The sequence below is a fragment of the Mesorhizobium sp. WSM4849 genome (assembly GCF_055811385.1).
Window position 1 is genome coordinate 165,871 of the sequence record NZ_JBVVPW010000013.1, and the last position, 25,504, is coordinate 191,374.

Below are 25,504 nucleotides of genomic sequence, written 5' to 3' on the forward strand. Positions count from 1 at the left end.
GAGCATTGGTTCTGTATAGACGCGTAGTCGAGCGTATGCAGCAGCGGAAGGACGCGCTGCGGTCGCCAAACCCAAGCGGAAGATTCCTATGCTCTTCGACACAGCCGCCGCACTGCTCGACTGGCTTGGCTTGATCGTTTTTGCGATTTCGGGCGCGCTGGTCGCCTCGCGCAAGCAAATGGACGTAGTCGGCTTTGTCCTGCTCGGCACGGTGACGGGCATCGGCGGTGGCACGCTGCGCGACCTTCTTCTGGGCCTGAGCCCCGTTTTCTGGGTGCGGGAGCCTGCCGTTCTTCTCGCATGCGTCATCGTATCATGCGCAGTGTTTTTCACCGCTCACATCCCGCAGAGTCGCTACCGCTTGCTCCTGTGGCTCGATGCCCTCGGTTTGGCGCTCTTCGCGGTCACGGGTGCGGAGCGCGCTTTGCTTGCAGGCTCAGGCGCGGTGGTGGCGGTGGCTATGGGTGTGGTCACGGCCACCTTCGGCGGAATCATTCGTGACGTGCTGGGCAATGAAAGTCCAATAGTGCTTTCCCGTGAAGTCTATGTCACGGCAGCCCTTGCTGGGGCGATCGTCTTTGTTGTGCTTACGAATATCGGCTTAAGTCGCGAGGTCGTGCTCGGGGCAGGTCTCATTGCCGGGCTGCTCGTGCGCGGAATGGCGTTGCATAAGGGATGGTCGCTGCCACGCTATCGCGAGCGGCGGGGGCGAACGCCCGATGAGATCGACCGCCTGGATCGTGCGTAACGTCCCGAGACCTGAAGTCCGCCCCGGTCATGCCTTCCCCAACGGGCCGAAACCCTCAGCCCACGTTGTCCGTGCTGTCCGGATCGATCGTCGTGATTGCTCTCTGGCACCGATCACGCGCCTTTGCTCGGCCCTTATCTGGCCGCACAACGCGAGATTAAGGGCGACGAATCCGCCCCACATGCCAAAGAAAGCGAACATCGGAGGGAATTGCGCTGCTTGTACTATCCGATGACGGCTTCAGGTGTTATCGACGCCTAGATGGATGACAGCAGCTTATGTGCGGCGCATCCCACCCGCCAGGATATATATCTATAGCCGTGCGTCCTGCGAGATCGGATTGTCCGCGTCCTCTTGCCCTCCCATTTTCGATCGCCGAACTTTTCCATCCTGTCGGGCAGGAATGGAGACCATCCTCGTCCGGCGTCGGCGAAGGAACGGGCCGAGCTGATCGTGACCGGTATAGTGGGGACCGGCACGCTGGCCCAGGTGCTGATCGGCAGCACCGTAACCGCTCCTGTGCGGACGTCGCCGGTGCCGGTCCTGGTCGTGAAGAAGGGAGTGCTGGAGACGGAGGGCCGAGCGGCCGTGGCGACCGACCTATCGGATTCGTCAAAGCCTGCCTTGATGGTCGGGCTGCGATGGTTTGGGTTTCGGCGTCTTGAGCTGTTCCACGCGTTCGATCCGCCCTATCGCCGTTTGGTGGACGACAAGACAGCTTACAACAGCCAGTTCGAGGAGAGTGCGGTCGAGCAGTGCCGGGATTTCGTCCGGGATGTAGCAGGCGCGGATGCTGTCTCCATGACTGTGGTCATTGCCCGGTGGGGGGACCCGGTGAGTGGACTCAAGGCCCTGACGAATGAAGCCGATACCGATCTCGTCATCGCAGGCACGCACGGACGAACCGGCTTGATGCGCGCCCTTTTGGGTAGCGTCGCCTCACGCATACTGCATGATGTCCCCTGCGATGTACTGATCGTGCCGAGCCGTGCGCGTTAACACTCCCGCTGCGCTCGACGCATGATGCGTGCGTCCAGCTTCTCATCTTGCTACTGAGGATGGTTCCCACGCGGGCGTTGATGCCTGAACCTCCGCGCGGCTAGCTAATCTGGTAGCCGCTGGAGGGATGGCGCGCCGACCTAGGACGCAGCTAGTCTCAGGAAGTTTGTGACATTGCCTTCACAAAGGTCCATAGTCGGTTGCGGGCGCGCCAAGAGGGCGGGCGAGCCGTTCTGGCGCACCTTCTGGAAAGGCGGACCGGCTCTGTCGGAGAACCAGACCCCGGCTCCGGATCTCGACCGTCCGGTGGCAGGCCTGCTGCGCGACTTCCTCATCGGCGGCGTCAACTACCCGTGGACGCTGGTGGCGAGTGCGGCGTTCGGTATTCTGCTCTTGGCGACGCCGCTCGTCTTTGGCACCGAGCCGCCGCTCTACTTCAGTGACCATATCGCCGGTTGCCTGGTAATCATGGTGGCGGTCACGGCCATGGCCGAGGTGGCGCGGCCCGTACGCTTCCTCAATGTGCCATTTGCTCTCGCCGTCGCAGCGTCACCGTTCCTATTCGAGGGCGGCACCCTGATTGGGACAGCGGCAGCAATGATCATTGGCGTGGCGCTGATAGGTCTAAGCTTGCCCCGAGGGACCCGCAGCGAAGAGCACTATGGCGGCTGGGATCGCGCCATCGTCTGACCTGAAATGGCTGAGGGGAACGAACCAGTTGTGCGGGCTGGAGAATACGAGATGGGGCTGGAAAGTCCGTGCGAACTAACCGTTCGGTGCATCTGTGGGTCGACCGACGGTATTTCGCGACAACGGCCGGTTTACGTGACGGCAGGGAAAAGCAGATCGACAGTCGTGCCTGCTTCCGGTTCGCTGGAGATCGCTATCGTGCCACCGACCATTTCCATGAACGCGCGCACCTGCGGAAGCCCGAACCCCGTCCCGCGATCACCTTTCGTACTAAAGAGTGGATCGAACACTTTGCGGATGATGTCGGCGGGCATTCCACAGCCTTCATCTCTAACCCTGACGCGAATGTGGCTCGATGTAAGGTTAATTCCAGGTGTGTCGGAGCCAGAAACCTGCCTGGTGCTGATGTCGATCCTGCCTCCGTTCGGCATAGCGTCTCTGGCGTTGGTGACAAGATTTAGAATGGCCGCGTCGAAGAAGGCGGGATCCAACAGGCAGCTCGGCAGGTCGGGAGTTAGATCCAGGACAAGACGAACGTCCGACCCGGCGCCGTATCTGAGAAAAGGCTCAAACATGTATAAATATTCGTTCACGTTGCCGACATGGGGGCGAGGCTCTGATGCCTGGCAAATGCGAGAAGCTGGGAGGTCAGCGCAATCCCTCCGTCGATCGCGATCTTCGTCTCCGCGAGGTATGCACGCAGTTTGGTGGGATCCTCCCAGTTGTTTTCAGCCAGCCTGAGGCCTGACCCGATGGCTGTCAGCAGGTTCCGGAAATCGTGGGCTATTCCTCCGGTGAGTTCGCCAAGCGCTGCCAGCCTGCGTGTCGCAGTTGCCCGTTGCTCCGCCGCAGTGGCGGAAGGCAGCGGAGCCAGAGGCTGGACTGACGTTTCCTGGGTCACCTTGTTGCCAATTTGCGGCTTGGGAAATCGGACGCCGTTGCCGCATTCGTCACGACGGTTAAGAGCCAATCCGCCACAATTCCTGGTTCCTTTTAGCACAACAAGACGCAGGATGTCGTCTTAACTACCTGCGCCCATCACACGGCAAAGGTCGGAAAGCTCAAGATCATACGATGATCCTCGACTTTCTGAACACCCGGAATGTTTTCGCATAGGACCCGGAGGGCGTCGCGTTCGGCGTCGGACTCTAGGGTGCCCCAGAAGGAAACCACGCCGTTCTTGACCGTAAAATTGGGCGTGCTGGCGCTCGGCCACGCCTCATCGCGCAAAGTTCGACTTTCCGGTCGCTCAACGAAAGCCTGTCGCCGGGGATGAGCCGATCTACTGTCCAAGTCTTCGGCCTCAGGAACGACGGTGAAGATGTCAACCCAAGACGGCAGTTTTCAAAATGAGAGGCCGAGTTGTTCTCAATTCGTATCGAGCGGATGACCGGTATCGCATTCTGATAGGATGCATACGTGAAGCTGGACGCGACATCGGCAACGATGCATGGCGCAGCAGAAATATCGGATGCGGAACTGTCAATTGTTGCGTACTGAGAATTATCGGCTGATTCCATTGATTCAGCACCCCCCCCTTTTAGAGACTAGCGGCTTTTTTCTTTTTGAAGAAGGCTCTTGTCGTAACAAGAAGCTCTTTTGTAAGCTTGATAGTTTGGATGTACAGATGGGCTTCTGGGCGGGCGCTGACTGCAGCATTTCCCGGCGAAACCCATCAAAGGCCCTATCGCCACACTTCAAACCCATGAAAGAGAGTTGCCGAAAGCGGTTGGGCTTTGCTAACCGGGTACGAGGGGGTGGCGAAGCCCGGCTAGCAAGCGCCTAAATGAAGAGTGTCCCCTGAGCTCGGACGCTGGGTCCGAGTGTGGAAATATTCGCGTCGAACCACGTTCGGGGTCGGAGATCGCCCAATGGCATTTCGTTTCATCCATACGGCCGACATTCATCTCGACTCGCCGCTGCGTTCTCTTGCGATGCGAAACACAGATCTTGCCGAACTGGTGGGAGACGCCAGTCGTCAGGCATTTGTCTCCATCGTCGACCATTGCCTTGCGGAGCGTGTCGATGCCCTCGTCATTGCCGGCGATCTTTACGACGGCGATCAGACATCGATGAAGACGGCACGCTTTCTGGCGTTGCAGATCACCCGTCTCCACCAGGCCGGTGTCAGGGTCTTCATGATCCGCGGAAACCACGACGCCATGTCACGGATTACGAAGCAGCTCGTGTTTCCGGATACTGTGACGATCTTCGGTGGCCGTGCCCAACCGGTACTGCAATCAGCCGGAGGCCTGGACGTCATGGTCCATGGCTTGAGCTTCGCAAACCCAAAGGCGCCAGAGAGCCTGCTGCCCAAATACACGGCCCCCCGTGAAGGGGCGGTCAATGTCGGCATCATGCACACCAGTCTGGCCGGATCGCCTGGTCACGACGCATATGCCCCTTGCAGCGTCGCTGACTTGCACGGCCATGGTTTTGACTACTGGGCGCTCGGGCACGTCCACGTCCGAAAGGTTCATCCTGGAGCGAGCACGGTGGTGATGCCAGGAATGCCGCAAGGCAGGGACATAAACGAGGCCGGAGAAAAGTCAGTCACTTTGGTAACGATACGTGACGACCGTTCCGTCGAAGTCGAGGAAAGGCTGACGAGTGTCGCGCAATTCGAGCGAGTGAACGTCGACCTGACAGGGACTGTCGAGTGGCCTGAAGTCGTCGGACGAATCCGATCCGCGCTCGCAGATATCCGGGCTTCCGTCAGATCCCGGCATGTTGTGGTCCGTCTCGGTCTGAGCGGGGCGTCGCCTTTGTCGTGGGCGCTAATCCGCGACAGGGATCTGCTGCTGGCCGAAGCCGAGCAGGCAGCCGAACAGGCAGGCGACACATGGGTGGAAAAGCTCGAGCTGGGCCTCTCTCCACCCAGGACGGAAACATCCGAGGGCGTCGCGGATCCGATTTTCGAACTCGCCGAATCCATGCGTGCCGATGCGAGCTCGGAAGCCTTCCGTGCCGAAGCGAGGGAACTGGTCCTGAAGATGGTTGCGGATCTTCCGCCCGACGGGCGTGACTTCGCCGGAAAGGACGAGGCCGCGCTGGAGTTATTCCTCGACAGGGTTCTCGCTAGCGGCGCTGACCTGGTCACGGCCCGCCTCAAGGCAGGTGGATCGCAATGAGGCTCCGGCGCCTTGATCTCATTCGTTATGGAAAGTTCACCGACAGGACGATCGAGTTCGGACCAAAACCGGAGTCCGGGCCCGACTTGCATATCGTGTTCGGGCTGAACGAGGCCGGCAAGTCGACTGCGCTTTCCGGCTATCTGGACTTGCTGTTCGGGATTGAAGAACGCAGCCGCTACAATTTCCTTCATGAGTATAGCGCGATGCGCATCGGCGGCGTGCTCGAATTCGGGGAGAGGGGGCATACGTTCTCGCGCACGAAACAGCGCAACAATTCGTTGTTGAACGCAATGGGCCAACCGGTCAGCGAAGTGGCAATCACGGCACATCTCGCAGGTCTGTCTCGGGACGCATACGGCACCATGTTCTCGTTGGACGACGAGACGCTGGAAGCAGGCGGAAAATCGATACTTGAGTCACGCGGTGACCTGGGCAAGCTCCTGTTCACGGCCAGCGCGGGTCTTGGGCACGCGAGTGACACATTGAGCGCGCTCGAGGCAGAAGCGGACGGACTCTATCGGAAGCAGGCACACGGAACCGAACTTGCGCTGCTCAAGAAGCGACTTGCGGAACTGAAATCCCGGAAGGATGCGATCGACACGTTGGCTTCGACATTCGAGACCCTTGAGGCCGAACGTCTTGACGCGACGGAAAAATACGATCGCAGCATCACCGAGCGGTCGGTGCTGTCGGCTCGGCTCGATATCATTGCGAAGTATCTCCGCGCAGTCCCGATCCTCGCGGATATCCGACGTAAGGCAGGCCGGCTGGCTGAGTTGCCTGACATCGCTTCACCGCCACGGACCTGGACAGGTAGTGTCGCCGAAATGATCGCTGAGGACGCCAGCCTGAGAACCCGGCTGTCAGCAAACGTCGACGAAGTCGAACGCGTGACGATGAAAATCGCGTCGGTCGAGGTGGACGAGGTGATCCTTGCAATCTCCGAGCGGGTTCGCGGACTGGCGGATCGCAAGGTGCGCTATATCTCGGCAGGCTTGGACCTGCCCAGTCGCAGGACGGAGCTGCAAATACTCGATAACGCCATGGCAATTTGCCTTGCCGCACTGGCAAGGTCCTCCGAGCCAGAGCCTGCCGCGCTGATTTTGCCTGCTGCCATTGTTGGTGCTGTTCGCAATATGGTCGAGCAGCGATCCGGAATTGCTACCAGCGTGCGCGTCGCCCGAGACGAAGCCGCGGCTGCCCTGGATGCGCTTCAGACGGCACGCGAGCGGGTCGGTGAAGAAAGGGCCGTGCCCGAGCCTGCCAGGGCAAGGCTTACCTCGGCTTTGTCGAAAGCGAGGGGGAGTGGGCACCTAAAGGAGATCAAGACGGCACGGGAGGCAGAGGACGAGAGCGGAATTCGATGGGAGACAGCGGTCCGTCGCCTGCATCCCTGGTCCGGAGATGCTCAGGCGCTGGCCAAGATCTCAGTTCCGACCGCCCGGCAGATTGGTGCATGGAAAACTCGCTCAGCAGAGCTTGGGACGAGCAGGGCGGTCCTTTCAGAACGTCTTGCCGAATGCCAAGGCAGTCACGAGTTGCTCTCGGCGCGGCTGGACGCCCTTCGTGCCTCGGTCGACATAACTGACGATGAAGCCGCCGCCGCTATCCGGCGTGCCCGGGACGAGGCTTGGACAAGGCATCGAGATGACCTCCTTGGCGAAACCGCGGACGATTTCGTGGTAGCGTTGGCTCATGATGACAGTGTTGGAGCAGTTCGTCTGGCCAACGCGCGGGAGCTCGCCGAGATCCGAACAACGACCCGCAGCCTTGCCGAAACCGCGGCCGTCATCTCGCGCACTCGCGGTCAACTTTCCCAGATCGACTTGGACGTGGAAGCAGCACTGTCGGAGATCCGCGGAGCGGCAAGAGATCTGCTCGGAGATAGCCTGGAATCTTCGCCTGAGCGTCTGATCGAACTGATCGAGGACCGTGCTTCTGCCCGGACCGATGCGCTCGCGGCCTGGGAGGAGATCGAGGTTGCACGCAAGAAGGCTAGGCGGGCGGCCGACGAGGGGGACCAGATACGCCTGGAGTTGAGCGGGGCGCTGGAGAGCGTCGGCATACGGTCGGATGCGGGCGAGAGTTTGGAGACGATCATGGCCGTCACAGAGCTGTTCCTCGACAGGCAGCTCAAAGTGGACGCTGAACGTGCCGAGGCGCTCCGAACAGTCAGCGCGAAGGAGGAGGATCTGGCTGCCAGACGACGGGCCGTGGACGTGGCAGAAAGGCGTGAGGAAGAATGGCTGGCCGGCGTTGCCGAAGCGCTTAAGGGCACCTGGCTCGAGAGCGGGCTTTCGGCGCCCGGAATCGGGAACGTACTCGATCAATTGGCTGAACTGTCCAAAACCCTTCAGGATCGGGATGCCATGCAGCTCCGGATCGGGAAGATGGAGGCAGACAGAGATAATTTCATTGTCGAGGTTACCGCTGCTGCCGCCGAAGCGGGTGAACCGGCGAACGACGACGCACCGGAACAGTTGGCGATCCGGCTTGCTGAGCGCCTGGAGCGCGCCGATCGCACTCGCGAGGCGAAGGCAAACCTCGTCAGTGACCTGCAGCGCCTGCAAGATGCTCGTGGCACCCTCGACGCTGAAATCGCGGCGCATGAGCGCCGCAAGAACGAAATCTTGGGCGTCTTTGGCGTAACCACCCTATCCGAAGTCGTAGAACGCGACGAGCTGCTGCGGGACAGAGATCGTCTGCGCACTGCCGTAGCCGACCTTGAGGAGCAGTTGTCGGGCGAGCTCGCGGTGGAGGGTGTAGTGCAGGCGCGTTCGATATTGGATGCTGTCGATTTCGATAGCCTCGCGATCGAGAAGGCTGAGAGCGAGCAACGGCTTGCGGATCTTGACGCAACGATACACCAACAGCTTATCCGGCAGACGCGAGCGGCGGACAAACTGGACGCCATTGGCGGCGACAGCGCTGTTGCCCGAATAGATGCCGAACGACGCACCGTCCTGCTGGAAATCGAGGAAAAGGCCGTCCGCTATATCGAGCTGAAACTGGGAGTTATGTCCGCCGGCAATGCTCTGCGCGTATACCGCGAGCGTCATCGCTCCGGAATGATGGCGCGGGCATCTGACGCGTTCGCGCTCATCACGCGCGGTCAGTACTCGGGTCTGGCAACCCACCCCGTGAAAGGCGGCGAAGTCCTCATTGCATTGCAGCGCGACGGGCAGTCCAAAGTCGCCGACGCGCTGTCAAAGGGCGCGCGTTTTCAGCTCTACCTGGCCCTGAGGCTCGCCGGGTACTACGAGTTTGCCCAGTTCCGACCCTCCGTGCCGTTCATTGCCGATGACATAATGGAAACCTTCGACCATTTCCGGTCCGAGGAGGTTTTCAGGTTGTTTGGCGAGATGGCGAGCGCGGGTCAGGTAATCTACCTCACGCATCACCAGCACCTATGCGAGATCGCCAAGGCTGTTGTGCCGGGCGTTACGATCCACGAGCTCGGATAGTTGCCTGCTGTCGCGTGGCATGAGTTAATGCCCCTGCTACCAAAGACGACTTCCGTAGGCCGAACCTTGGATGGCCGCTTCGCGCCCTATGTCGGTCATTGAGGTCAGTTTTGCCGCTGCCTGAAAGCTGACACTACCGGCGACCACGCTGGGGTCGCGGTTGCACCATGAGCGGACCTTTAGGCAGTTGGGTGACGAGTTGCACGATAGGCGTCGTCGAGCACGTTGTAATCATTCCGCCGCAAAAGATCGCGTAGCCTTTCCCGCCCGATCGGTCTACGGTCGGCGCGCCGCCACGACACCCAAGCCGATATGACACCACGCAATTTCCATCTACCCGGCCGCTCGCCCGTTTACGCGCGCGAAGGAATGGCCGCGACCTCCCATCCGCTCGCAAGCATCGCGGCGGTCGACGTACTCAAGGCTGGCGGCACGGCCGCCGATGCTGCCGTCGCGGCTGTCGCGACGCTATGCGTGGTCGAGCCGGCGATGACAGGCATCGGAGGGGACTGCTTCTGCCTCGTGGCGAAGCCGAATGCGCCGGTATGGGGCTACAACGGTTCGGGCCGTGCGGCGTCTGCTGCCACGACCGAGCGGATGCTCGCGGCGGGCCTGCCGCGCAAGATTCCGGCGACATCGCCGCACGCCGTTACGGTGCCGGGCGCGATCGAGGCGTGGGCGGCGATCCTCAAGGCGCACGGCCGATTCGGTCTCGACAAGGTGCTGCAGCACGCCATCCGCCACGCCGAAGATGGCTTCCCGATCGCACCGCGCGTCGCGGCCGACTGGGCCACGATGGTCGACAAACTCACGCCGCATGCCGGCTCGGTGAAGCACTTTCTGGTCAACGGGAAATCGCCCGAGGCCGGACATGTGATGCGCCTGCCGGCGCTCTCCGCGACCTTGAAGGCGATCGCGTCGGGCGGCGCGAAGGCGTTCTACGAGGGCGCGATCGCAGCCGATATTGCCGCGACCGTTCAGGCCGCAGGCGGGCTGCTCGCGGCGGAAGACCTCGCACGCCACAAGGGCGACGTCGTTGAGCCGATCTCGACAAACTATCGCGGGCTCGATGTCGTCGAGCTGCCGCCCAACGGGCAGGGGCTGACCGCGCTGGTGCTGCTGAACATCCTCGAGCAGTTCGATCTGAAGAGTCTCGATCCGATGGGTGCGGAGCGGCTGCATCTCGCGCTCGAAGCCGCGCGGCTTGCGTTCGGCGTACGCGACACGCACATCGCGGATCCTGCCTACATGCGTGAGCCGGTCGCAGGGCTGCTCGACAAGGCCTTTGCGAAGAAGCTCGCGAAGTTGCTTGATCCCGGCAAGCGCGTGCCGCTGCCGAAGTCGCCCGCGCCGTCGAGCGATACGATCTATCTCACGGTCGTGGACCGCGACCGCATGGCGGTGTCGCTGATCAATTCGCTCTACTCTAGCTTTGGCACTGGCATCTGCACCGAGAAGACCGGCGTGATGCTGCACAATCGCGGAACGGGATTCGTGGTCGATCCGGACCACCCGAACACCATCGCGCCGGGCAAGCGACCAATGCATACGATCATTCCGGCGCTCGCCATGCGCGACGGGCGCTGCACGATGTCGTTCGGCGTGATGGGAGCGGACTTCCAGCCGATGGGTCACGCGCACGTCATCACTAACATGGTCGACTACGGGATGGACATTCAGCAGGCGATCGACGCGCCTCGTGTATTCTATGTGGACGAGGTCACCGAGGTTGAGCGCGGCGTGCCGGAAGAGTCGGTCGCCGGACTGAAGTCGCGCGGACACAACGTCGTGCTCCGCCCGCTGCCGCATGGCGGCGGGCAGGGCATCGTCATCGACTGGGAGAAGGGCAACCTGATCGGCGGCTCTGACCCGCGCAAGGACGGCTGCGCGATCGGTTACTAGACCGGGGCTTAGTTAAGGCGCAGCCGTCCAACTTGCGGAAGCCGGCCCTATCCCTTCCACATCGTCGAGCGGAGAAGAGCTTGCATATGCTCTGCCAAGTCGAGCTCACCGCGCGCCTCGATCTTCAAAAGATATCGGGCCTTGGCCCGGCGATCACTTTCCCTCACCGCAGGATAGGCGCATACAGCCAGCAGCGCCCTTTCCTCAGCCCGGCTGGCTCTGTCGTGGTCGCGGCTACTGCCGTCGTGGATTGCCTTCGAACGCCGCGTACATTGCCTTGTGCGCCTTGATCAGCGCCCGCAGATCACTGGATGGTTCCCGGTCCCGGCGTCGCGGCTCTGTGGCGAAAGCCGATGCAGCAACCGACGAGGCGATTACGGCGCTGCCGGAGTTGAGAAGCAAGGCGCGGCGATTCATCCTGGACATGGTGAACTCTCCTCTTCACTTCATGGCAGGCTGCCAGATCGGTGTCGTAACACCGGCCGGCCGCGCTCTGACGGTAGCACGACTGTCGCCGCATTCATGTCAGGATGGATGGCACCGTTAGCCGCGTTACGGCCAGGGCACGGCTTGCAGCGAAGTAGTAAGGGTGATTGCCGGTGCGGCAAATGTCAGCATCGGTCAATTCTTCCGGCTCTCGAACAGGAAGGTTGCACCAAGGTCCACAATCCCGTCGGCTCTTCAAACCCGTAATTCCCGTTTGGAAGCCCTCGACCACCCTTGCCGACCTCCCCGGCCTGGAAAAGTCCTGACTCAGAGCAGACACCCTTTCGAGAAGCGCGATACTCGCTAGGCCACTCGTTCCACGGCCGATATCTTCGTTTCAGCGGCCTGGCCCAGAGAGATTTCCGCCTACTCCATCAATTTGGGATATAGTCCGGGGAACAGGGCAGCCCCCCGCAGCCGAAGAGGAGAAGGGGCGTGGATATCGCGGCATGGCTACTGAGCCTCGGCCTGCAGCAATACGAGCCGGCTTTTCGCGAAAACGACATTGAAGCTGATACGCTTCCCCAGCTCACGGCCGACGATCTCGTGGCGCTCGGGGTCATATCGATTGGTCACCGCCGCAAGCTGCTCGCCGCCATCGACGCCCTGCGCGCTAGTTCGGATACAGCAGCTATCTCAACCACGCGATCCATGGCAGCGGTCTTAGGGCCAGCCCTGCCGCCTGCCGAGGCTGAGCGGCGGCAGCTAACGGTCATGTTCGTTGACGTCGTCGGCTCGACGGCACTCGCAGGCCGCCTGGATCCGGAGGACATGCGCGAGGTCATCGGAACCTACCATCGCTGCGTCGCTGACACAGTTGGCCGCTACGGCGGCTTCGTGGCGAAGTATATGGGGGACGGGGTCCTGGTCTACTTCGGTTGGCCACAAGCTGATGAAGCCGATCCCGAGCGCGCTGTGCGCGCCGCCTTGGCTACGCTGGAGGAGGTCGGCCAGGCCGCGTCAGCCGGCGAACGGCTGGTCGCTCGCATTGGCATAGCCAGTGGTCTCGCGGTCGTCGGCGACCTGCTGGGTGCCGGGGCCGCACAGGAGCAGACGGTAATAGGCGAGACCCCAAACCTCGCCGCGCGCCTACAAACCCTCGCTGATCCTGGCTGCGCAGTGATCGACGCACAAACACGGCGGCGCATTGGCGGCTTGTTCGAGTGCCGCGAGCTTGGCGAATTTCATCTCAAAGGCCTGTCTGGCGCTGTGTGCGCGTGGCAAGTGCTTGGCGAAGCCTTGGTTGAGAGCCGCTTCGCGGCAATGCACGCGGCCTCCCTCTCGCCGCTGGTCGGGCGCGATGACGAGCTCGATCTGCTGCTGCGCCGCTGGCAGCAAGCAAAGGCCGGCGAAGGGCAGGTAGTGCTCATCTCCGGCGAGCCCGGCATCGGCAAATCCCGCCTGATCGCTGCGCTCGAGGAGCGCGTGGCCGGGGAGGTGCATCTCAGACTCAAGTATTTCTGCTCGCCGCATCACCGCGACAGCGCACTACAGCCCGTCATCGCACGCTGGCAGAACGATGCGGGTTTCGTGCGCAGCGAGTCTGCGGACGCACGGCTTGACAAGCTGGAAGCCGTGCTTCTCCCACTCGGGGCAACTCGCGAAGAGGTGACGCTCATTGCCGAGTTGCTCGGCGTGCCGGGTGGAGAGCGGTATCCGCCGCTGGAACTCACTTCGGAGCGCAAGAAGGAGCAGACCTTCGGAGCATTGAACCGGATTCTGGACGAGAGGGCACGCCGGTCCCCCGTGCTGATCCTGTTCGAGGACGCGCATTGGGCCGACCCAAGTTCGCTTGAGCTGTTGGACAGGTTAATCATGCGACTGGCCTTTTTGCCGGTGATGGTGATCATATCCTTCCGGCCAGAGTTTCACGTGCCTTGGGTCGGCCAGGCCAGCGTAAGCTTGATGGCGCTGAGCCGGCTTGGTCCTCGCCAGGCGACGACGCTCGCAAGTCAGGTTGTCGTCGGTCAGGCGCTTCCGGCGGGGATGCTGGAGCGGATTGTGGCGCAGACCGATGGCGTACCTCTCTTCATCGAGGAATTGACGAAGGCCGTGCTGGAGCGCGCCAGTCAGCCGGATAGCGTGGGCTCAGCGCTTTCGGTGCCGAGCACCTTGCAGGCTTCACTGATGGCACGGTTGGATCGGTTGCCGGTCGCAAAACAGGTGGCACAGATCGGCGCGGTCGTCGGCCGAGAGTTCAGCCATGAGCTGCTGGCCGCGGTGGCGGGAATTCCCGAGGCGGCATTGACGCAAGGATTGGACGAGCTCGTAAGCGCCGGTCTCGCGTTCCGCCGCGGCACCCCGCCCGAAGGTATCTACTCCTTCAAGCACGCTCTCGTTCAGGATGCCGCCTACGGGAGCCTGCTACGCAGCACACGGCAGAAGTTCCACTCGCGGATCGCCAGGGTGCTGGAAGAGCGGTGGCCGGACGTGGTCGAAACCCAGCCGGAGCTGCTCGCCCATCACTTCACCCAAGCGGGCTCGATAGAGCACGCCGCCGATTACTGGCAGCGGGCTGGCGAACGCGCGTTTCGGCGCTCGGCTGCTGCGGAAGCCATCGGCCATCTCACCCGGAGCATTGACCTCGTGCGGACCTTGCCCGAGAGCCGCGCCCGGGCAGAGCGCGAATTTCATCTTCAGACTATGCTTGGTCAGGCGTGCATTGCCCGGTACGGCCACGCAGCACCTGAGACCGCCTCCGCTTTCGCCCGGGCGCAGGAGTTGGTAAAGGTCGTAGGCGACGCATCACAACAGTTTCCTGTGCTGTATGGGTTCTGGGCTGTTCAATTCGTACGGATGGCGCTTCCCGAGCAGCAGAAGCTGGCCAGGCAAATTCTCGCCTTGGCCGAGCTGCACCCAGACCCGGAGCGGCTGTGCTTGGCGCACCGGATGTGCGGCGCGACAGATGAGGTGGGGGGCGAGCTGCTCGCCGCCCGCGAGCACCTCGAGTGTGCCGTTGCGCTGTACGACCCGGAACGGCATGGTTCTACGGCCTTTGTTTTTGGCCAGGACCTTGGCGTGTCCGCGCTCGCCCACCTGACCTGGGTGCTGTGGCTGCTGGGCTACCCGGATCAGGCATCCCGCCGACAAGCCGAGGGATTGGCCTTAGCCCACCGGGTCGGCCATAAGAACACCCTCGGGTTTGCCCTGATGTACAGCGCGCTGGTGGGGGCTTTTGGCCGCGACGACAGCGCGGCCGCGGCGCATGCGGCGGCGTTGCTGGAGCTGGCCCGGGAACACAAGTTGGATCTATGGGCCGCCAGCGCGACGGTGGTCCAGGGCTGGGCCATGGCTCGCCACGGTCAGGAGGCCGCCGGGATAGAAGCGATCCAGCGCGGGCTTGCGGATTGGGGGAAGAGCGGCGCGGCGTGGATGCGTCCGTTCTTCCTGGGCCTGCTTGCCGACGCCTGCGCACTCTCCGGTGACGTGCTACGGGCGCTCGGGGAACTGGATGAGGCTATGGCGGCGGTCGAGCGGACGGGGCAGCGCTGGCCGGACGCCGAACTGCATCGATTGCGAGGGCAGTTCCTGACAGCTTTGCCGGACGGCGGAAGACCAGGCGAGGCAAGCGCCGCGTTTCAAAGCGCGATCCAGATCGCCCGGCGTCAATCCGCAAAGTCCTGGGAGCTACGCGCTGCCACCAGCCTCGCCCGGCTCTGGCGCGAGCAGGGCAAGCATGCCGACGCACGCGATCTGCTCGTGCCGGTTTGTGCGTGGTTCACCGAGGGATTTGAGACATCGGACCTCATAGAGGCTAAAGCAATGCTCGACAGCCTGAGGTGAATAGAGTCCATGCCAGTCCGCTGCCAGCCATCTGCGGCCTTCTTGCTGATCGTCGATCCTCTGGGTATCGCCCGGCCCGTGGCCGCGGCGAACGAAAGGATTCGCTGGGGCGATTTCCTTCCACTCAGGCAAGTACTCGGACGGCCGCCACATCCGGACATTGCGTATCAGGGCTGCTATGTGCCTGCGCAAGGCAGTCAGAGCGATCGGTGCATTACCAGCGTGTCCACGAACCCCAGAACCGGATGCTCGAAACCTTGCGGAATCGTTCCGACAACGTCGAATCCAAGATGACGCCAAAGCTTGACCGCGCGTTCGTTGGTACTGACCACACAGTTGAACTGCATGGCCCGGAAGCCTCGCGCAGCCGCGTGACCCAGAGAGTGCTGGCACATCGCCGTTGCAACACCCCGGCCGACCGAGTCCGGCGCGGTCATATAGCCGCAGTTGGCGACGTGGGCACCGCCGCCCCGTTGATTCGCTTGCAGATAATAGGTTCCCGTCACCAGTTCGTCCGCCTCTGCGACGAACACCTCGTGATCCGGGGAAAACCAGTATGCCAGCGCGTCGGATCTGCTCCAGTCACGCGGCAGCGCGTAGGTTTCGCCTGCCCGCAAGATGGGCTCGAGTATGCTCCAAATGGCGTCTGCGTCGGCAAGTGTGGCTGTGCGAATGGTCAGCAAGGCTAGAGATCCAAATTTGCACGGATGGGGTTGTGGCCACGTCCGGCCCTACTGTGGCAGGCCGGCCTCTTCATAGCCATCGATGAAATGCTGTCGATCAGCCTCGTGCCGGAACGGTTGTGTGCTTGCCCAGTGCTGTATCGAGAAATCTTGATTCGAGGCGAGGAATTGCCGTGCTTCCTCCCTGGCCTCTTCCATATGCCCGAGCCGCGCCAGACTTGCAGCCAAGATACGTTGCGAGCCGAGCCGGTGCGTGGCCTCATGCCGGAGTGTTTCGACGGCATCGGCGTATTGACCCGCTGCGTATTGGGCGAGCCCGAGAAGCCAATAGTACCACCCCGGCGGGTGCGGATTGAGACGAATGGCGTGGCGCAAATGTCCGATGCCCTCGATAGCCTTTCCCTCGAATGCCTTCAGTTGCCCCAGGAATGCCCAGGCATCGGCATGGTTGGGGTTGACCCGAAGGGCAGTGGCCAGCTCCGCCGCGCCTTCATCCGGCTTGCCATCGTAGATCAGCACGTCGCCGAGGATTGCATGGGCCACGGCATTTTCCGGATCAAGCGATACGGCGCGCCGGGCTGCCGCCAGGGCCAGCGAATGATGGCGCTCTGGAGCATCCAGCCAATACGCCCAGGCAAAATGGTGGCTCATCGCAAGCCAAGCATGAGCATCGGCGAAGCCGGGATCGAGTTCGATGGCCCTTTCCAAGAGCACGGGAGCGGCCCTGTTGCTTTCGGGCGACTGAACCACCAGCATGCGGCCACGGACGAAGAGGTCATACGCTTCGAGACTTGCTGTCCTACGTGTGCTGGAGGTCACCGCGGCCGGCAACACGCCGGACAGGGCACTTACAATCGTGCTGACTACCTCGTCCTGCAACAGGAAGACGTCCGCCAAGTCGCGATCGAAGCGATCAGCCCAGAGGTGACTGCTGTCCGTCGCGTCGATTAGCTGGGCATTGATCCGCACCCTAGCCTTCTCCCTGCGCACACTTCCTTCAAGCACATAACGCACCCTCAGCTCCCTGGCGACTGAGCAGACATCGACTGACCTCCCCTTGTAAGCGAATGTGGAGTTGCGTGCGATCACCAACAGACCAGGCACTTTCGACAAGTCAGTGATCAGGTCTTCCGCCAGACCGTCAGCGAAGTACTCCTGCTCGGGATCGCTGCTCATGTTCGTGAATGGCAGAACGGCAATCGAAGGCTTGTCGGTGATGGCCTTGGATGTGGAAATCACAACAGGCGGCGTGCCGGAAACGCGGTAGATGCGAACTGGCAGGGCAATGTTTTTCACGGTCTGGGCCCCGAGATCCTCGAAACCAACCTCGATCTTATTTCGGACGTGGTCGTAGATCGTTCCGGAGATGAGGATGCCGCCTGGCTCGGCGGTGGTTTCCAGTCGCGCCGCGATGTTGACGCCATCGCCATAAAGGTCACTGCCCTCGACCATCACATCACCTAAATTGACGCCAATGCGCAGCACGATACGGAGCTTCTCAGGCAGAGCGGCATTGGCGGCAGCCATCGCATGCTGCACGTCTATGGCGCATTGCAAAGCATTGACGGCGCTGGCGAACTCCACCATCACGCCGTCGCCAGTCACCTTAAAGACCCGGCCATGGTGCCTGGCGACCAACGGCTGCAGCACTTGCTTACGTCGGGACTTGAGCGCGGCCAGCGTGCCGGCCTCATCCGTTTCCATGAGGCGGCTGTAGCCAACGACATCGGCCGCCATTACGGCGGCGAGTCGACGCTGGATGCGTTCGTCCGGCATGTGCGGCGATTGCTCTCATCTGAAAGCAGTCCGGCAGTGTAGCGACGCTTCGTGAACGAGTCTATCAGGCCGACCCCGGGCCTACCTCGTAGGAAGGTCAGAAACGGATCATGACCACTGGCCGCGGCCAATGTCTGCTTTCTGGCAAGAGCACCGGCTCAAGAAGGTCAGCAAGGGGTCAAATCTGCGGGTTGCGGTGAAGGTCCGCTTTCCGAGAGCAAATTTAAGCCGGGAATGTCCCACTTGGGTCATGGGCGTGAATTCGGCCGGGGGCGAACGAGCTTCCGCTTAGGGTCGGTTTCGGACGATAAGCGAAGGTCCGCTCCCGAAAAGCGTCGGGATTGTCTGGAAATGGCGCAACTTTCCTGTTCAAGAAGCGGAAGAATTGACCCGAATCGGCCATTCCGGCCGCCTATTGGCGTCTCGGAAGCGGACGTTTACGGCCGGTGGTAGTAGCCGGGGCATTTCGAAGCTAAAAACCGGCGGTCTCGCGCACCTCGATCGCCCCCATCCGAGCGAGCGAGTCCCGCTCCGCGATCTCCATCGCCTCCGCAAGGTTCTTCGCTTCGATGAGCAGGAAGCCACCCAGATTCTCCTTGGTCTCTGCGAAGGGCCCGTCGGTCCAACTCGCCTTGCCGGCACGAACGCGCAATGTCTTTGCGGTCTTTGGATCGGCAAGAGCGTTGGAGGCGAGATAGTGGCCTGATCGCCTGAGCTCTTCATTGGAAGCTAGGGACTCCCGGTCGGCCCCATTCATCCTTGCTGGCGGCGTCAGCAAGGTTTTGATCGATGTAGAAGAGACAAAGGTAGCGCATCGGGTTCCTCCATGGTGCCGTCGATGTTAGTCGCAGGTGGCGACCGCGATTCGACAATGAGCGGAAGAAATTCTGCCAGTCCGCTTAAGGGAAGTTGTCGGCGATCATCTACCGGCGCGGATCGATCAATCCACGTGAGTAACCCATTCGCGACTGCCACCGGCGTCGGCGTGGTCAGCAATTGGCGCGACCTTCCTGTTCGCAGACCGGAAGAATTGGTAGGCGCCCGTGCTCGCTGGCTGTTGCTGTGATGGGAGAGCGATAGCTCAGCCGCCGATACTAGGCGGGCATCGACGATTGACCGGCCGATGGCACCACCGAGCCAGCCTCCGCGACCGATCACGCCTGTGCGCATTCGCTCGCTCACGGATGCCGATCCTCATCGCTTGAAAGTTGTGCCTGGCGAAGAAGCGGTTGAGTTCACGTTGTAGAGGGGCCTCGCCGGTGAACATCTCGACATATTCCGGGACCCGCTTTCAATCAGAACATGATCAAACAACCTGGAATTGCGCGCCAGCGGCGCGGCGGCAAGAGGGCCAGCGCATCGCGCGAGCTGTGGCTCAAGAGGCATGGTCTGTGGTATAAAAGACCGGTGAGGGCACGTTGGGGGTGCAGGTCTCTATCTGCCTCTGGCCTGCCGCTTTCGTATCGCGCTATCTCGACTGAGGCTCAGCATGGAACGGAAGCTCGCTGCCATCCTTGCCATCGACGTCGTTGGGTACTCGGCGCTTATGGAGGCGGATGAGGCGGGCACCTTCGACCGGCTGAAATCTGGCCGCAAAGAGCTGTTCGAGCCGGAGATCGCGAGGCGGCACGGACGAATCTTCAAGCTAATGGGAGACGGACTGCTGGCGGAATTCGGCAGCGTGGTGGATGCGGTCGAATGCGCGGTCACACTTCAGCGCGGCATGGCGGAACGCAACGCGAGTGTCGCCGAGGACCAGCGTTTCGAAGTCCGGATCGGTATCAACCTTGGAGAGGTCATCGTCGAAGGGGAGGATCGCTACGGCGAGGGTGTGAACGTGGCGTCGCGCCTCCAACAACTCGCCGAGCCAGGTGGCATCTGCGTTTCAGAGAAGGTGTCCAAGGAGGTCCAGAAGAAGTTGGCGTTTGAGTTCGAGCCCATGGGCGAGCAGCGGGTGAAGAATATAGCCGAGCCGATCTACTGCTATCGCGTGAACTTACAGCTTCCGAAAGCCACTCCGGCCGGGCGACCGGTATCGCTGGAATTGCCCGACAAGGCGGCCGTCGCCGTCTTGCCGTTCGCCAACATGAGCAGCGATCCGGAGCAAGAGTTCTTCGCCGAGGGATTAGCCGAAGACCTGATCACGGACCTCTCAAAGGTCCCCGGTCTTTTGGTGATCGCGCGAAACTCCTCGTTTGTCTACAAAGGAAGATCGGTCGACGTTCGATCGATCGCGAAGGATCTCGGCGTCCGCTATGTTGTCGAAGGCAGTGTGCAGAAGGCGGCGGCGCGTGTCCGAATCAACGCGCAGCTTATCGACGCGCACGACAATGCCCATGTCTGGGCCGACCGCTTCGACGGCGACCTGGCCGATGTCTTCGCCTTGCAGGACGAGGTTGTTGGTAAGATCGTTAGTGCACTTTCCGGTTCGTTGCCTTCGGCGCGCTCGATGCCTCGGCAGAGGACGTCGAATTTCGAAGCGTACGAGCTTCTGGTGCGCGGACGGACCTTGGTGACGCAGTCGCCAGACGCGAACAAAACCGCGCGTCCGCTCCTCGAAAGAGCGATCCAGCTCGATCCGGGCTTTGCGGAGGCGCATGCTTGGCTCGCGATGTCACACGTCTGGGGTTGGATGCACTGGGGAGAGACTGAGGAGCACCGTTCACTTGGTCGAGCGGAGGCTGAGCGGGCTGTGTCGCTTGATCCAGGGAACGCCGGGGCGCACTCGATCCTGGGTTATATTTTACAGTTCGACTTTAAGGCGGATGAGGCAGCGGCGGAATTTGCGACAGCGCTGAGGATCGACCCCAATCACGCCGACTCTTGGATCTTTCTCGCTGAATCGAAGGCGCATCTCGGTAACGCGGTCGAGGCGATCGAGTGCATTCAAAATGCCTTTCGGCTGGATCCCTACCCGCCCGGACGATACTATTGGATGCGCGGATACGTGGAATATGCGGCGCACCGATACGAGGAAGCGGTCGACACCCTTCGGCATGAAACAACCTACCGGACAGGGTCGCGGCGGATTCTGGCTGCCGCTCTCGCACGGCTTGGCCAGATCGACGAGGCCAAGGAGGAAGCACGACAATTCCTCGCCGCTAACCCGCACTTTTCTATACGGCAATGGGCGAGCATACAGCCGTTCCGCCGTGAAGCGGATCGTCAGCATTTTGTGGATGGCTATCTGATGGCGGGTCTACCCGAATGACCCTCTGGTGCCTCGTGCGAATGACCGTTCCTGGCGCGATCGAGCCGGCCGGTGCATCGGCTCGAATTAAACCGCGATGGGGCGCCCTACGTCGCAACCGGCCGTAGAGTTCATCTCTTGCGCGCCACGATGTAGGGCCGGGCCTCGTTCCCCTTGGTTGCGTGAACTTCAGTTGCAAGAATGTCGAAGCCTGCGGCACATAAATACTCGCTCAGCTCCGCCGCCCGGAAGACGCCGGCATAGGATGCCTTTCCGATCGCACGCATCGCGGGCAACAAGGCAAGCCGTATGAGCGGATTCATATCCCCGAGGCAGGGTGTCTTGGAGATGAATAGGCCCCCAGCTGCAAGTAAGGCATGGATGTGGCGCAGCGTCGGGGCAGGTCGCGGACCAGATGGAGATAGTTGAACCCCAGAACTGCGTCAAACTGCCCGGCCTCAGAGGCAAGCGCCTCCGCGGTCGCGGTACGAAAGAAAAGCGCTGGGTTAGCGTCGGCGGCGCGTTTTTCTTCAGCTGTCGCGATCATTCCAGCGGAAATATCCGTCGCAAGATAGCTTTGCACATGGCCTGCAAGCCGGAGCGCGGTTGTTCCTGTTCCGCAGCCCAGTTCCAACACCCGGTAGTGTGGTTCCAACAGGGCGCGGGTCCGGTTCAGCGTGCACTCATATCCGGCCTGATCCGCAATCGCAGCCGTGGCATACTTCCGTGAAGTCCGGTCCCAGAAACGGGCATCGCTCGCTGTGCTCATTGGGGTAGTCCTTAGCGGAGGAATGCGCCGCAGCGCGAACGTCAGCTTCGGGGACGCACCGGGAATGTCAAGAAATGGCGCAATCGAGGCGACCCGTGCTTTTAACCGCTCTGCACGCGGAAGAAGCCGTTGGAGGACTAGGTTGGGTGGAATGTTGCCATTCGTCTCGTCGACCGGAACGAGCAGGTAGCGCCAATTGCTGCCGTTCGCTTGCTGCCGACGAACGACCGCTTTCCACACCGGTTGCGGGCCGTCGCTCGGTTCGCCCGCGGGTTCACTCATTGGGCGTTCATCACTAACTTGACCGGCCAAGCCACCGGACAAGTTCGTAAGCCAGCATGGGGCGGCGAAACCCCTTCAGCCTCAGTTCGCCAACTGGAACGGATTCGACCAATGATTCAACGGCACCAAGAACCCGTTGGCTGACGAGAATCTGGCGAGACTTGGCCTCCTCGCACAATCGAGCCGCATGGTTCGACACAGTGCCGATCACCGCATAGTCCGCGCGCTGATCGAAACCGATCCGCCCTATGGTGGCGTGGCCCCGCGCGATACCGATTCCGAAGCCAAGCAAGTAGTCCCGTTTGCGCCATCGCTCTGAATGCTCGTCAATTGCATCACGCATCGCCGCAGCCATTGAGACAGCCCTCTCGGTGTGATCGGCACAGGGCAGCGGATCATTGAAAACCACAACGAGACCGTCGCCCACGAACCGCTCCAAAGTCCCCTCGTGACGGACGATTTGTTCGCCGAGACAGGAATGGTATTCGCCCAGAACTGTCATCACCTCCTCGGGCTCGGCAGTCTCGGCGAAGGCTGTAAAGCCGCGCAGATCGCAAAAAACAACGGTCACCTCGCGACGGTGGCTTTGAAGAAGCGCGTCGCCATTGCCTGCCGCAACGATAAGGTCGGCCACCTGCGCGGGCAGAAACCGTCGGAGCCGGCCCATCCGCTCGATCTCGGAAACCTGCTCCGCCACTGTTTGTTCAAGAGAGCGATTCCATGCAGCCAATTTCGCTGCCTGATCCTCGAGAAGCCGCGTCTGGCTCTCCACGGTATCGTATAGCGCCTTCTGGCGCAGCATCGACCGCACGCGCGCCACCAGGGCCCTGTGCTCGAACGGCTTGCTTAGATAGTCATCGCCGCCGGCATCCAATCCCTCGACCACATCTCGTGTATCGGCTTTTGCGGTGACAAGGATAACCGGGATCGATCGCAGCGAAACGTCTGCCTTAAGCGTCCGCACGACGCTTATCCCGTCGAGCTTCGGCATCATGATGTCGAGGAGGATCAGGTCCGGCTTGAGGCTGCGCACCATGGCAAGCCCCTCTTCGCCGTCCGCTGCAGTCACCACTTCGTAGCCATTCGCCTCGAGGCGCATGCGCAGGATTTCGAGATTTTCCGGCGTGTCGTCGACGGCGAGAATGCGAGGCGGATCGTGCAAGGCCCTGTCTCCTCTAGGAAAGCAACTCCCGGATCTTGGCAAGCAGCTGGCGCGGACTGAATGGCTTGGCAATGTAGCCATCGCACCCTGCAGCAAGGGCTTTCGCCTCGTCGCCTGACAATGCGTAGGAGGTGACGGCGATTATCGGAATGTGCCGGAGCGCCGGGTCAGCCTTTATGCGGCTAGCAGCTTCATACCCGTCGATCACCGGAAGCTGAATGTCCATCAGGATCAGGTCCGGCTTTTGCGCTGCTGCGGCAGCGACGCCGGCAGCACCGTCCGCGGCCTCGATCAGTTCGTATTCGGTGGTGGCGATGAGATCGCGCACGATCTGCCGGTTGTCCTCGGTGTCTTCCACCATCAGGATTCTCTTCCTCATGCTGCCTTCACATCCTCTCCCACCCGGATCGGTATCTTCACGCGGAATGTCGAGCCTGAACCCGGCACGGACTCGACGCCTATGGTTCCACCATGCATTTCGACGATACGCTTCGAAATCGCCAGGCCGAGACCCGTGCCACCCTTCTGCCTGGTGCTGCTGTTGTCGACCTGTTGGAATTCATCGAAAATGAGCGCCTGGTCTGTGGGTGCAATGCCGGGACCCGTGTCGCGTACGATTATCTCGAAGTGCCCCTCGACCGCGTCGGCAAGGATGTCGATCGCGCCCCTCTCGGTGAACTTGACGGCATTGCCGGCAAGATTGAGCAGGACTTGGGTCAGGCGGCGTTCGTCCCCGCGGCCCAGCGGAAGGTTTTCGGCGACGGTCGCAGCGAGCGAAAGCCCTTTTGAACGCGCCAGCGGCTCCACAGCTGTAACGGTCGACCTAACAATTTGCCCAACGGAATAATCCTCGAGCGCCAGCGTGAGCTGACCCGCTTCGATTTTTGAAAGATCGAGCACGTCGTTGATGAGCCCCAAGAGATGACGCCCGTTTGCTTGCACGCGCGCCACGGTCGCCTTTGCTTTGTCCGGGAGCTCCCCGTAAATCCCGTCGACCAAAAGTTCGGTAAAGCCCAGAACCGAATTGAGCGGCGTCCTCAGCTCGTGGCTCATATTCGCGAGGAACTGAGACTTATGGCGGCTGGCCGCCTCTAGTTCCCGGCCTTTTTCTTCGATCTCGCGGAACAGCTTCGCGTTTTGAATGGCGAGCACCGATTGGGCTGCAAAGGTTTCCATCAGATGGACGATTTGCTGGTCGAATTCACCTGGGTTGCGTCGCCTGACGACGAGCGCGCCGACGATCTTGTTCGGCCTGAGCAGCGGAACCACCAGGACGCCGCGATATCCGGCGTCGAGGACGATCTTCTGAGCGGGAGAGGGCGTTCCTTCGCTGAGATCGGGTACCTGGACAGGCGCACGGCGCCGTGCGGCGTCGCCAATCCCGGGATCGTTCAGCCCGATGGCCTGGTCGGAAATCGCGGCAATGAACTCATCGCCCATCCCATAAGTCGCGCGTGAGCGGAATTGTCGTCTGGTGCTGCTGAATACATAGATAGTGCCCGCATCCGTGTCCGAGAGTTGAACCGCCTTCGCCACGATCGTCTGTAGCACCGTGTCGAGATCGAGCGTCGAATTGACCGCCTTGCTGACTTCCCCGAGCGCCTCCAGTTCGCCGACCGATCGCGCAAGCTCGGCCGTGCGCGCCTGCACCTCTTGATATAGCCGCCCCAGCTGCTCGGACGTCTGGTTGACATTGCCGGCAAGCACTCCGAGCTCGTCACGATTGACGACGGCAACCTGCTGCGCAAAGTCGCCGGCTGCAATCTGGCGCAGACGCGTCTCGATCTTCTTGACCGGCTCGATCAACGACCAGGAGATGATGTAGCCAAGCGCCAGCGCCAGCAGAATGCTACCCACCGCAAAGGAGACCACGATCAGCCGGGAGGTGCCGTACGCCCCCTTGGTCGTTTCGATGGCGGTCACCATGTCGGCTTCGGCGATGTTGACCAACTGGTTCGTCAGCCGTTCGAGGCGGTCGGCCAATGGCATGATCTCAGCTTGCTGAACCTTGCGCGCCTCGTCCGTGCGGCCGGCGCGGATGAGCTCCACGACATGCGTCACTCCCGCCGTAAACCGGTCGTACTCTTGCCGGACCTGGCCGAGCACTGCCGCCTCACTTTCGGCCACGAACTCCATGCGGTCGAGGTCGTAGCCAAACTGGCTGAGCTGGCGCAGCGCTGCATCCAGCATCCGGTCGTCCTGAAGCAAGAGCGCGGTAGAGATGCTGTAGAGTTGGTTCGTCGTGTCGTGCTGAACCTGGCGGTAGGCTGCGATCCGGCGCTGCAGCTTGATCAACTCATTTGTTTGATCGTTGACCCCGCTCAACACCTGCAACCCGACGGCCCCGAGCACGATCAGCAGGCCGACGATCGACAGAAACGCGATCAGCAGCTTGGTCTGCACGCGCGCCGGCAGCCGCGCAACCCAGCCCACCAG

16 protein-coding genes and 4 pseudogenes are annotated in these 25,504 nt (G+C 61.6%); 8 read left to right on the top strand and 12 right to left on the bottom strand.

Annotated features, from left to right (window positions below; translation table 11 throughout):
* The first annotated feature begins 88 nt into the window (after positions 1 to 88).
* The 3 genes and pseudogenes from AC0L3L_RS17075 to AC0L3L_RS17085 form a co-directional block, all read left to right on the top strand.
* Positions 89 to 748, top strand: a complete 660-nt coding sequence (locus AC0L3L_RS17075) for a trimeric intracellular cation channel family protein (protein ID WP_473638453.1) — start codon at positions 89 to 91, stop codon at positions 746 to 748.
* Between the two features lie 354 nt (positions 749 to 1,102).
* Complete coding sequence (locus AC0L3L_RS17080) at positions 1,103 to 1,747, top strand: universal stress protein (RefSeq protein ID WP_473638454.1); 645 nt, start codon at positions 1,103 to 1,105, stop codon at positions 1,745 to 1,747.
* A gap of 207 nt (positions 1,748 to 1,954) precedes the next feature.
* Positions 1,955 to 2,437 (top strand): annotated as a pseudogene (locus tag AC0L3L_RS17085) (SPW repeat domain-containing protein); the annotation flags it as partial.
* Between the two features lie 131 nt (positions 2,438 to 2,568).
* Here the strand turns inward: AC0L3L_RS17085 and AC0L3L_RS17090 are convergent.
* From AC0L3L_RS17090 to AC0L3L_RS17100, 3 genes are all read right to left on the bottom strand, one after another.
* Positions 2,569 to 3,012, bottom strand: coding sequence for an ATP-binding protein (locus AC0L3L_RS17090; protein ID WP_473638455.1), 444 nt, complete (start codon positions 3,010 to 3,012; stop codon positions 2,569 to 2,571).
* Positions 3,013 to 3,026: 14 nt separating this feature from the next.
* Positions 3,027 to 3,338, bottom strand: coding sequence for a histidine kinase dimerization/phospho-acceptor domain-containing protein (locus AC0L3L_RS17095; RefSeq protein ID WP_473638456.1), 312 nt, complete (start codon positions 3,336 to 3,338; stop codon positions 3,027 to 3,029).
* 137 nt (positions 3,339 to 3,475) lie between these two features.
* Complete coding sequence (locus AC0L3L_RS17100) at positions 3,476 to 3,667, bottom strand: BON domain-containing protein (RefSeq protein WP_473638457.1); 192 nt, start codon at positions 3,665 to 3,667, stop codon at positions 3,476 to 3,478.
* A gap of 641 nt (positions 3,668 to 4,308) precedes the next feature.
* Between AC0L3L_RS17100 and AC0L3L_RS17105 the strand changes: the two genes are divergently transcribed.
* From AC0L3L_RS17105 to ggt, 3 genes are all read left to right on the top strand, one after another.
* Positions 4,309 to 5,568 (top strand): metallophosphoesterase family protein, encoded by a 1,260-nt coding sequence (locus tag AC0L3L_RS17105; protein ID WP_473638458.1) that lies wholly within the window; start codon positions 4,309 to 4,311, stop codon positions 5,566 to 5,568.
* Positions 5,565 to 9,035: an ATP-binding protein gene (locus tag AC0L3L_RS17110; protein WP_473638459.1), complete on the top strand. Its 3,471-nt coding sequence runs from the start codon at positions 5,565 to 5,567 to the stop codon at positions 9,033 to 9,035. Before AC0L3L_RS17105 ends, AC0L3L_RS17110 begins: the two co-directional genes overlap by 4 nt.
* Before the next feature lie 369 nt (positions 9,036 to 9,404).
* Positions 9,405 to 10,937, top strand: coding sequence for a gamma-glutamyltransferase (gene ggt, locus AC0L3L_RS17115; RefSeq protein ID WP_473638460.1), 1,533 nt, complete (start codon positions 9,405 to 9,407; stop codon positions 10,935 to 10,937).
* A gap of 234 nt (positions 10,938 to 11,171) precedes the next feature.
* Here ggt and AC0L3L_RS17120 read toward each other — a convergent pair whose 3' ends face one another.
* A complete protein-coding gene (locus tag AC0L3L_RS17120) occupies positions 11,172 to 11,363 on the bottom strand; it encodes a hypothetical protein (RefSeq protein ID WP_473638461.1) in 192 nt (63 codons plus the stop codon).
* Positions 11,364 to 11,858: 495 nt separating this feature from the next.
* Here AC0L3L_RS17120 and AC0L3L_RS17125 point away from each other — a divergent pair, with 495 nt between their 5' ends.
* The gene (locus AC0L3L_RS17125; RefSeq protein ID WP_473638462.1) at positions 11,859 to 15,206 is read left to right on the top strand and encodes an AAA family ATPase; all 3,348 of its coding nucleotides are present in this window, start codon (positions 11,859 to 11,861) and stop codon (positions 15,204 to 15,206) included.
* Between the two features lie 197 nt (positions 15,207 to 15,403).
* Here AC0L3L_RS17125 and AC0L3L_RS17130 read toward each other — a convergent pair whose 3' ends face one another.
* The 4 genes and pseudogenes from AC0L3L_RS17130 to AC0L3L_RS17145 all read right to left on the bottom strand — a co-directional run.
* Entirely contained in the window at positions 15,404 to 15,886 is a 483-nt protein-coding gene (locus AC0L3L_RS17130; protein ID WP_473638485.1) for a GNAT family N-acetyltransferase, read from the bottom strand.
* Positions 15,887 to 15,937: 51 nt separating this feature from the next.
* Positions 15,938 to 17,665 (bottom strand): adenylate/guanylate cyclase domain-containing protein, encoded by a 1,728-nt coding sequence (locus AC0L3L_RS17135; protein ID WP_473638463.1) that lies wholly within the window; start codon positions 17,663 to 17,665, stop codon positions 15,938 to 15,940.
* 472 nt (positions 17,666 to 18,137) lie between these two features.
* Positions 18,138 to 18,480 (bottom strand): annotated as a pseudogene (locus AC0L3L_RS17140) (YciI family protein).
* Between the two features lie 389 nt (positions 18,481 to 18,869).
* Positions 18,870 to 18,956, bottom strand: a pseudogene (locus AC0L3L_RS17145) (TetR/AcrR family transcriptional regulator); the annotation flags it as partial.
* A 198-nt stretch (positions 18,957 to 19,154) separates the two neighbouring features.
* Between AC0L3L_RS17145 and AC0L3L_RS17150 the strand changes: the two are divergent.
* The gene (locus tag AC0L3L_RS17150; protein WP_473638464.1) at positions 19,155 to 20,876 is read left to right on the top strand and encodes an adenylate/guanylate cyclase domain-containing protein; all 1,722 of its coding nucleotides are present in this window, start codon (positions 19,155 to 19,157) and stop codon (positions 20,874 to 20,876) included.
* Between the two features lie 110 nt (positions 20,877 to 20,986).
* Here AC0L3L_RS17150 and AC0L3L_RS17155 read toward each other — a convergent pair.
* From AC0L3L_RS17155 to AC0L3L_RS17170, 4 genes and pseudogenes are all read right to left on the bottom strand, one after another.
* Positions 20,987 to 21,624, bottom strand: a pseudogene (locus AC0L3L_RS17155) (class I SAM-dependent methyltransferase).
* 295 nt (positions 21,625 to 21,919) lie between these two features.
* A complete protein-coding gene (locus AC0L3L_RS17160; protein WP_473638465.1) occupies positions 21,920 to 23,110 on the bottom strand; it encodes an adenylate/guanylate cyclase domain-containing protein in 1,191 nt (396 codons plus the stop codon).
* On the bottom strand, positions 23,082 to 23,447 hold the full coding sequence (locus AC0L3L_RS17165; protein WP_127856735.1) for a response regulator: 366 nt from the start codon (positions 23,445 to 23,447) through the stop codon (positions 23,082 to 23,084). The genes AC0L3L_RS17160 and AC0L3L_RS17165 overlap by 29 nt, the downstream gene beginning before the upstream one ends.
* Entirely contained in the window at positions 23,444 to 25,501 is a 2,058-nt protein-coding gene (locus AC0L3L_RS17170; RefSeq protein ID WP_473638466.1) for a sensor histidine kinase, read from the bottom strand. Before AC0L3L_RS17170 ends, AC0L3L_RS17165 begins: the two co-directional genes overlap by 4 nt.
* Positions 25,502 to 25,504 lie beyond the last annotated feature (3 nt).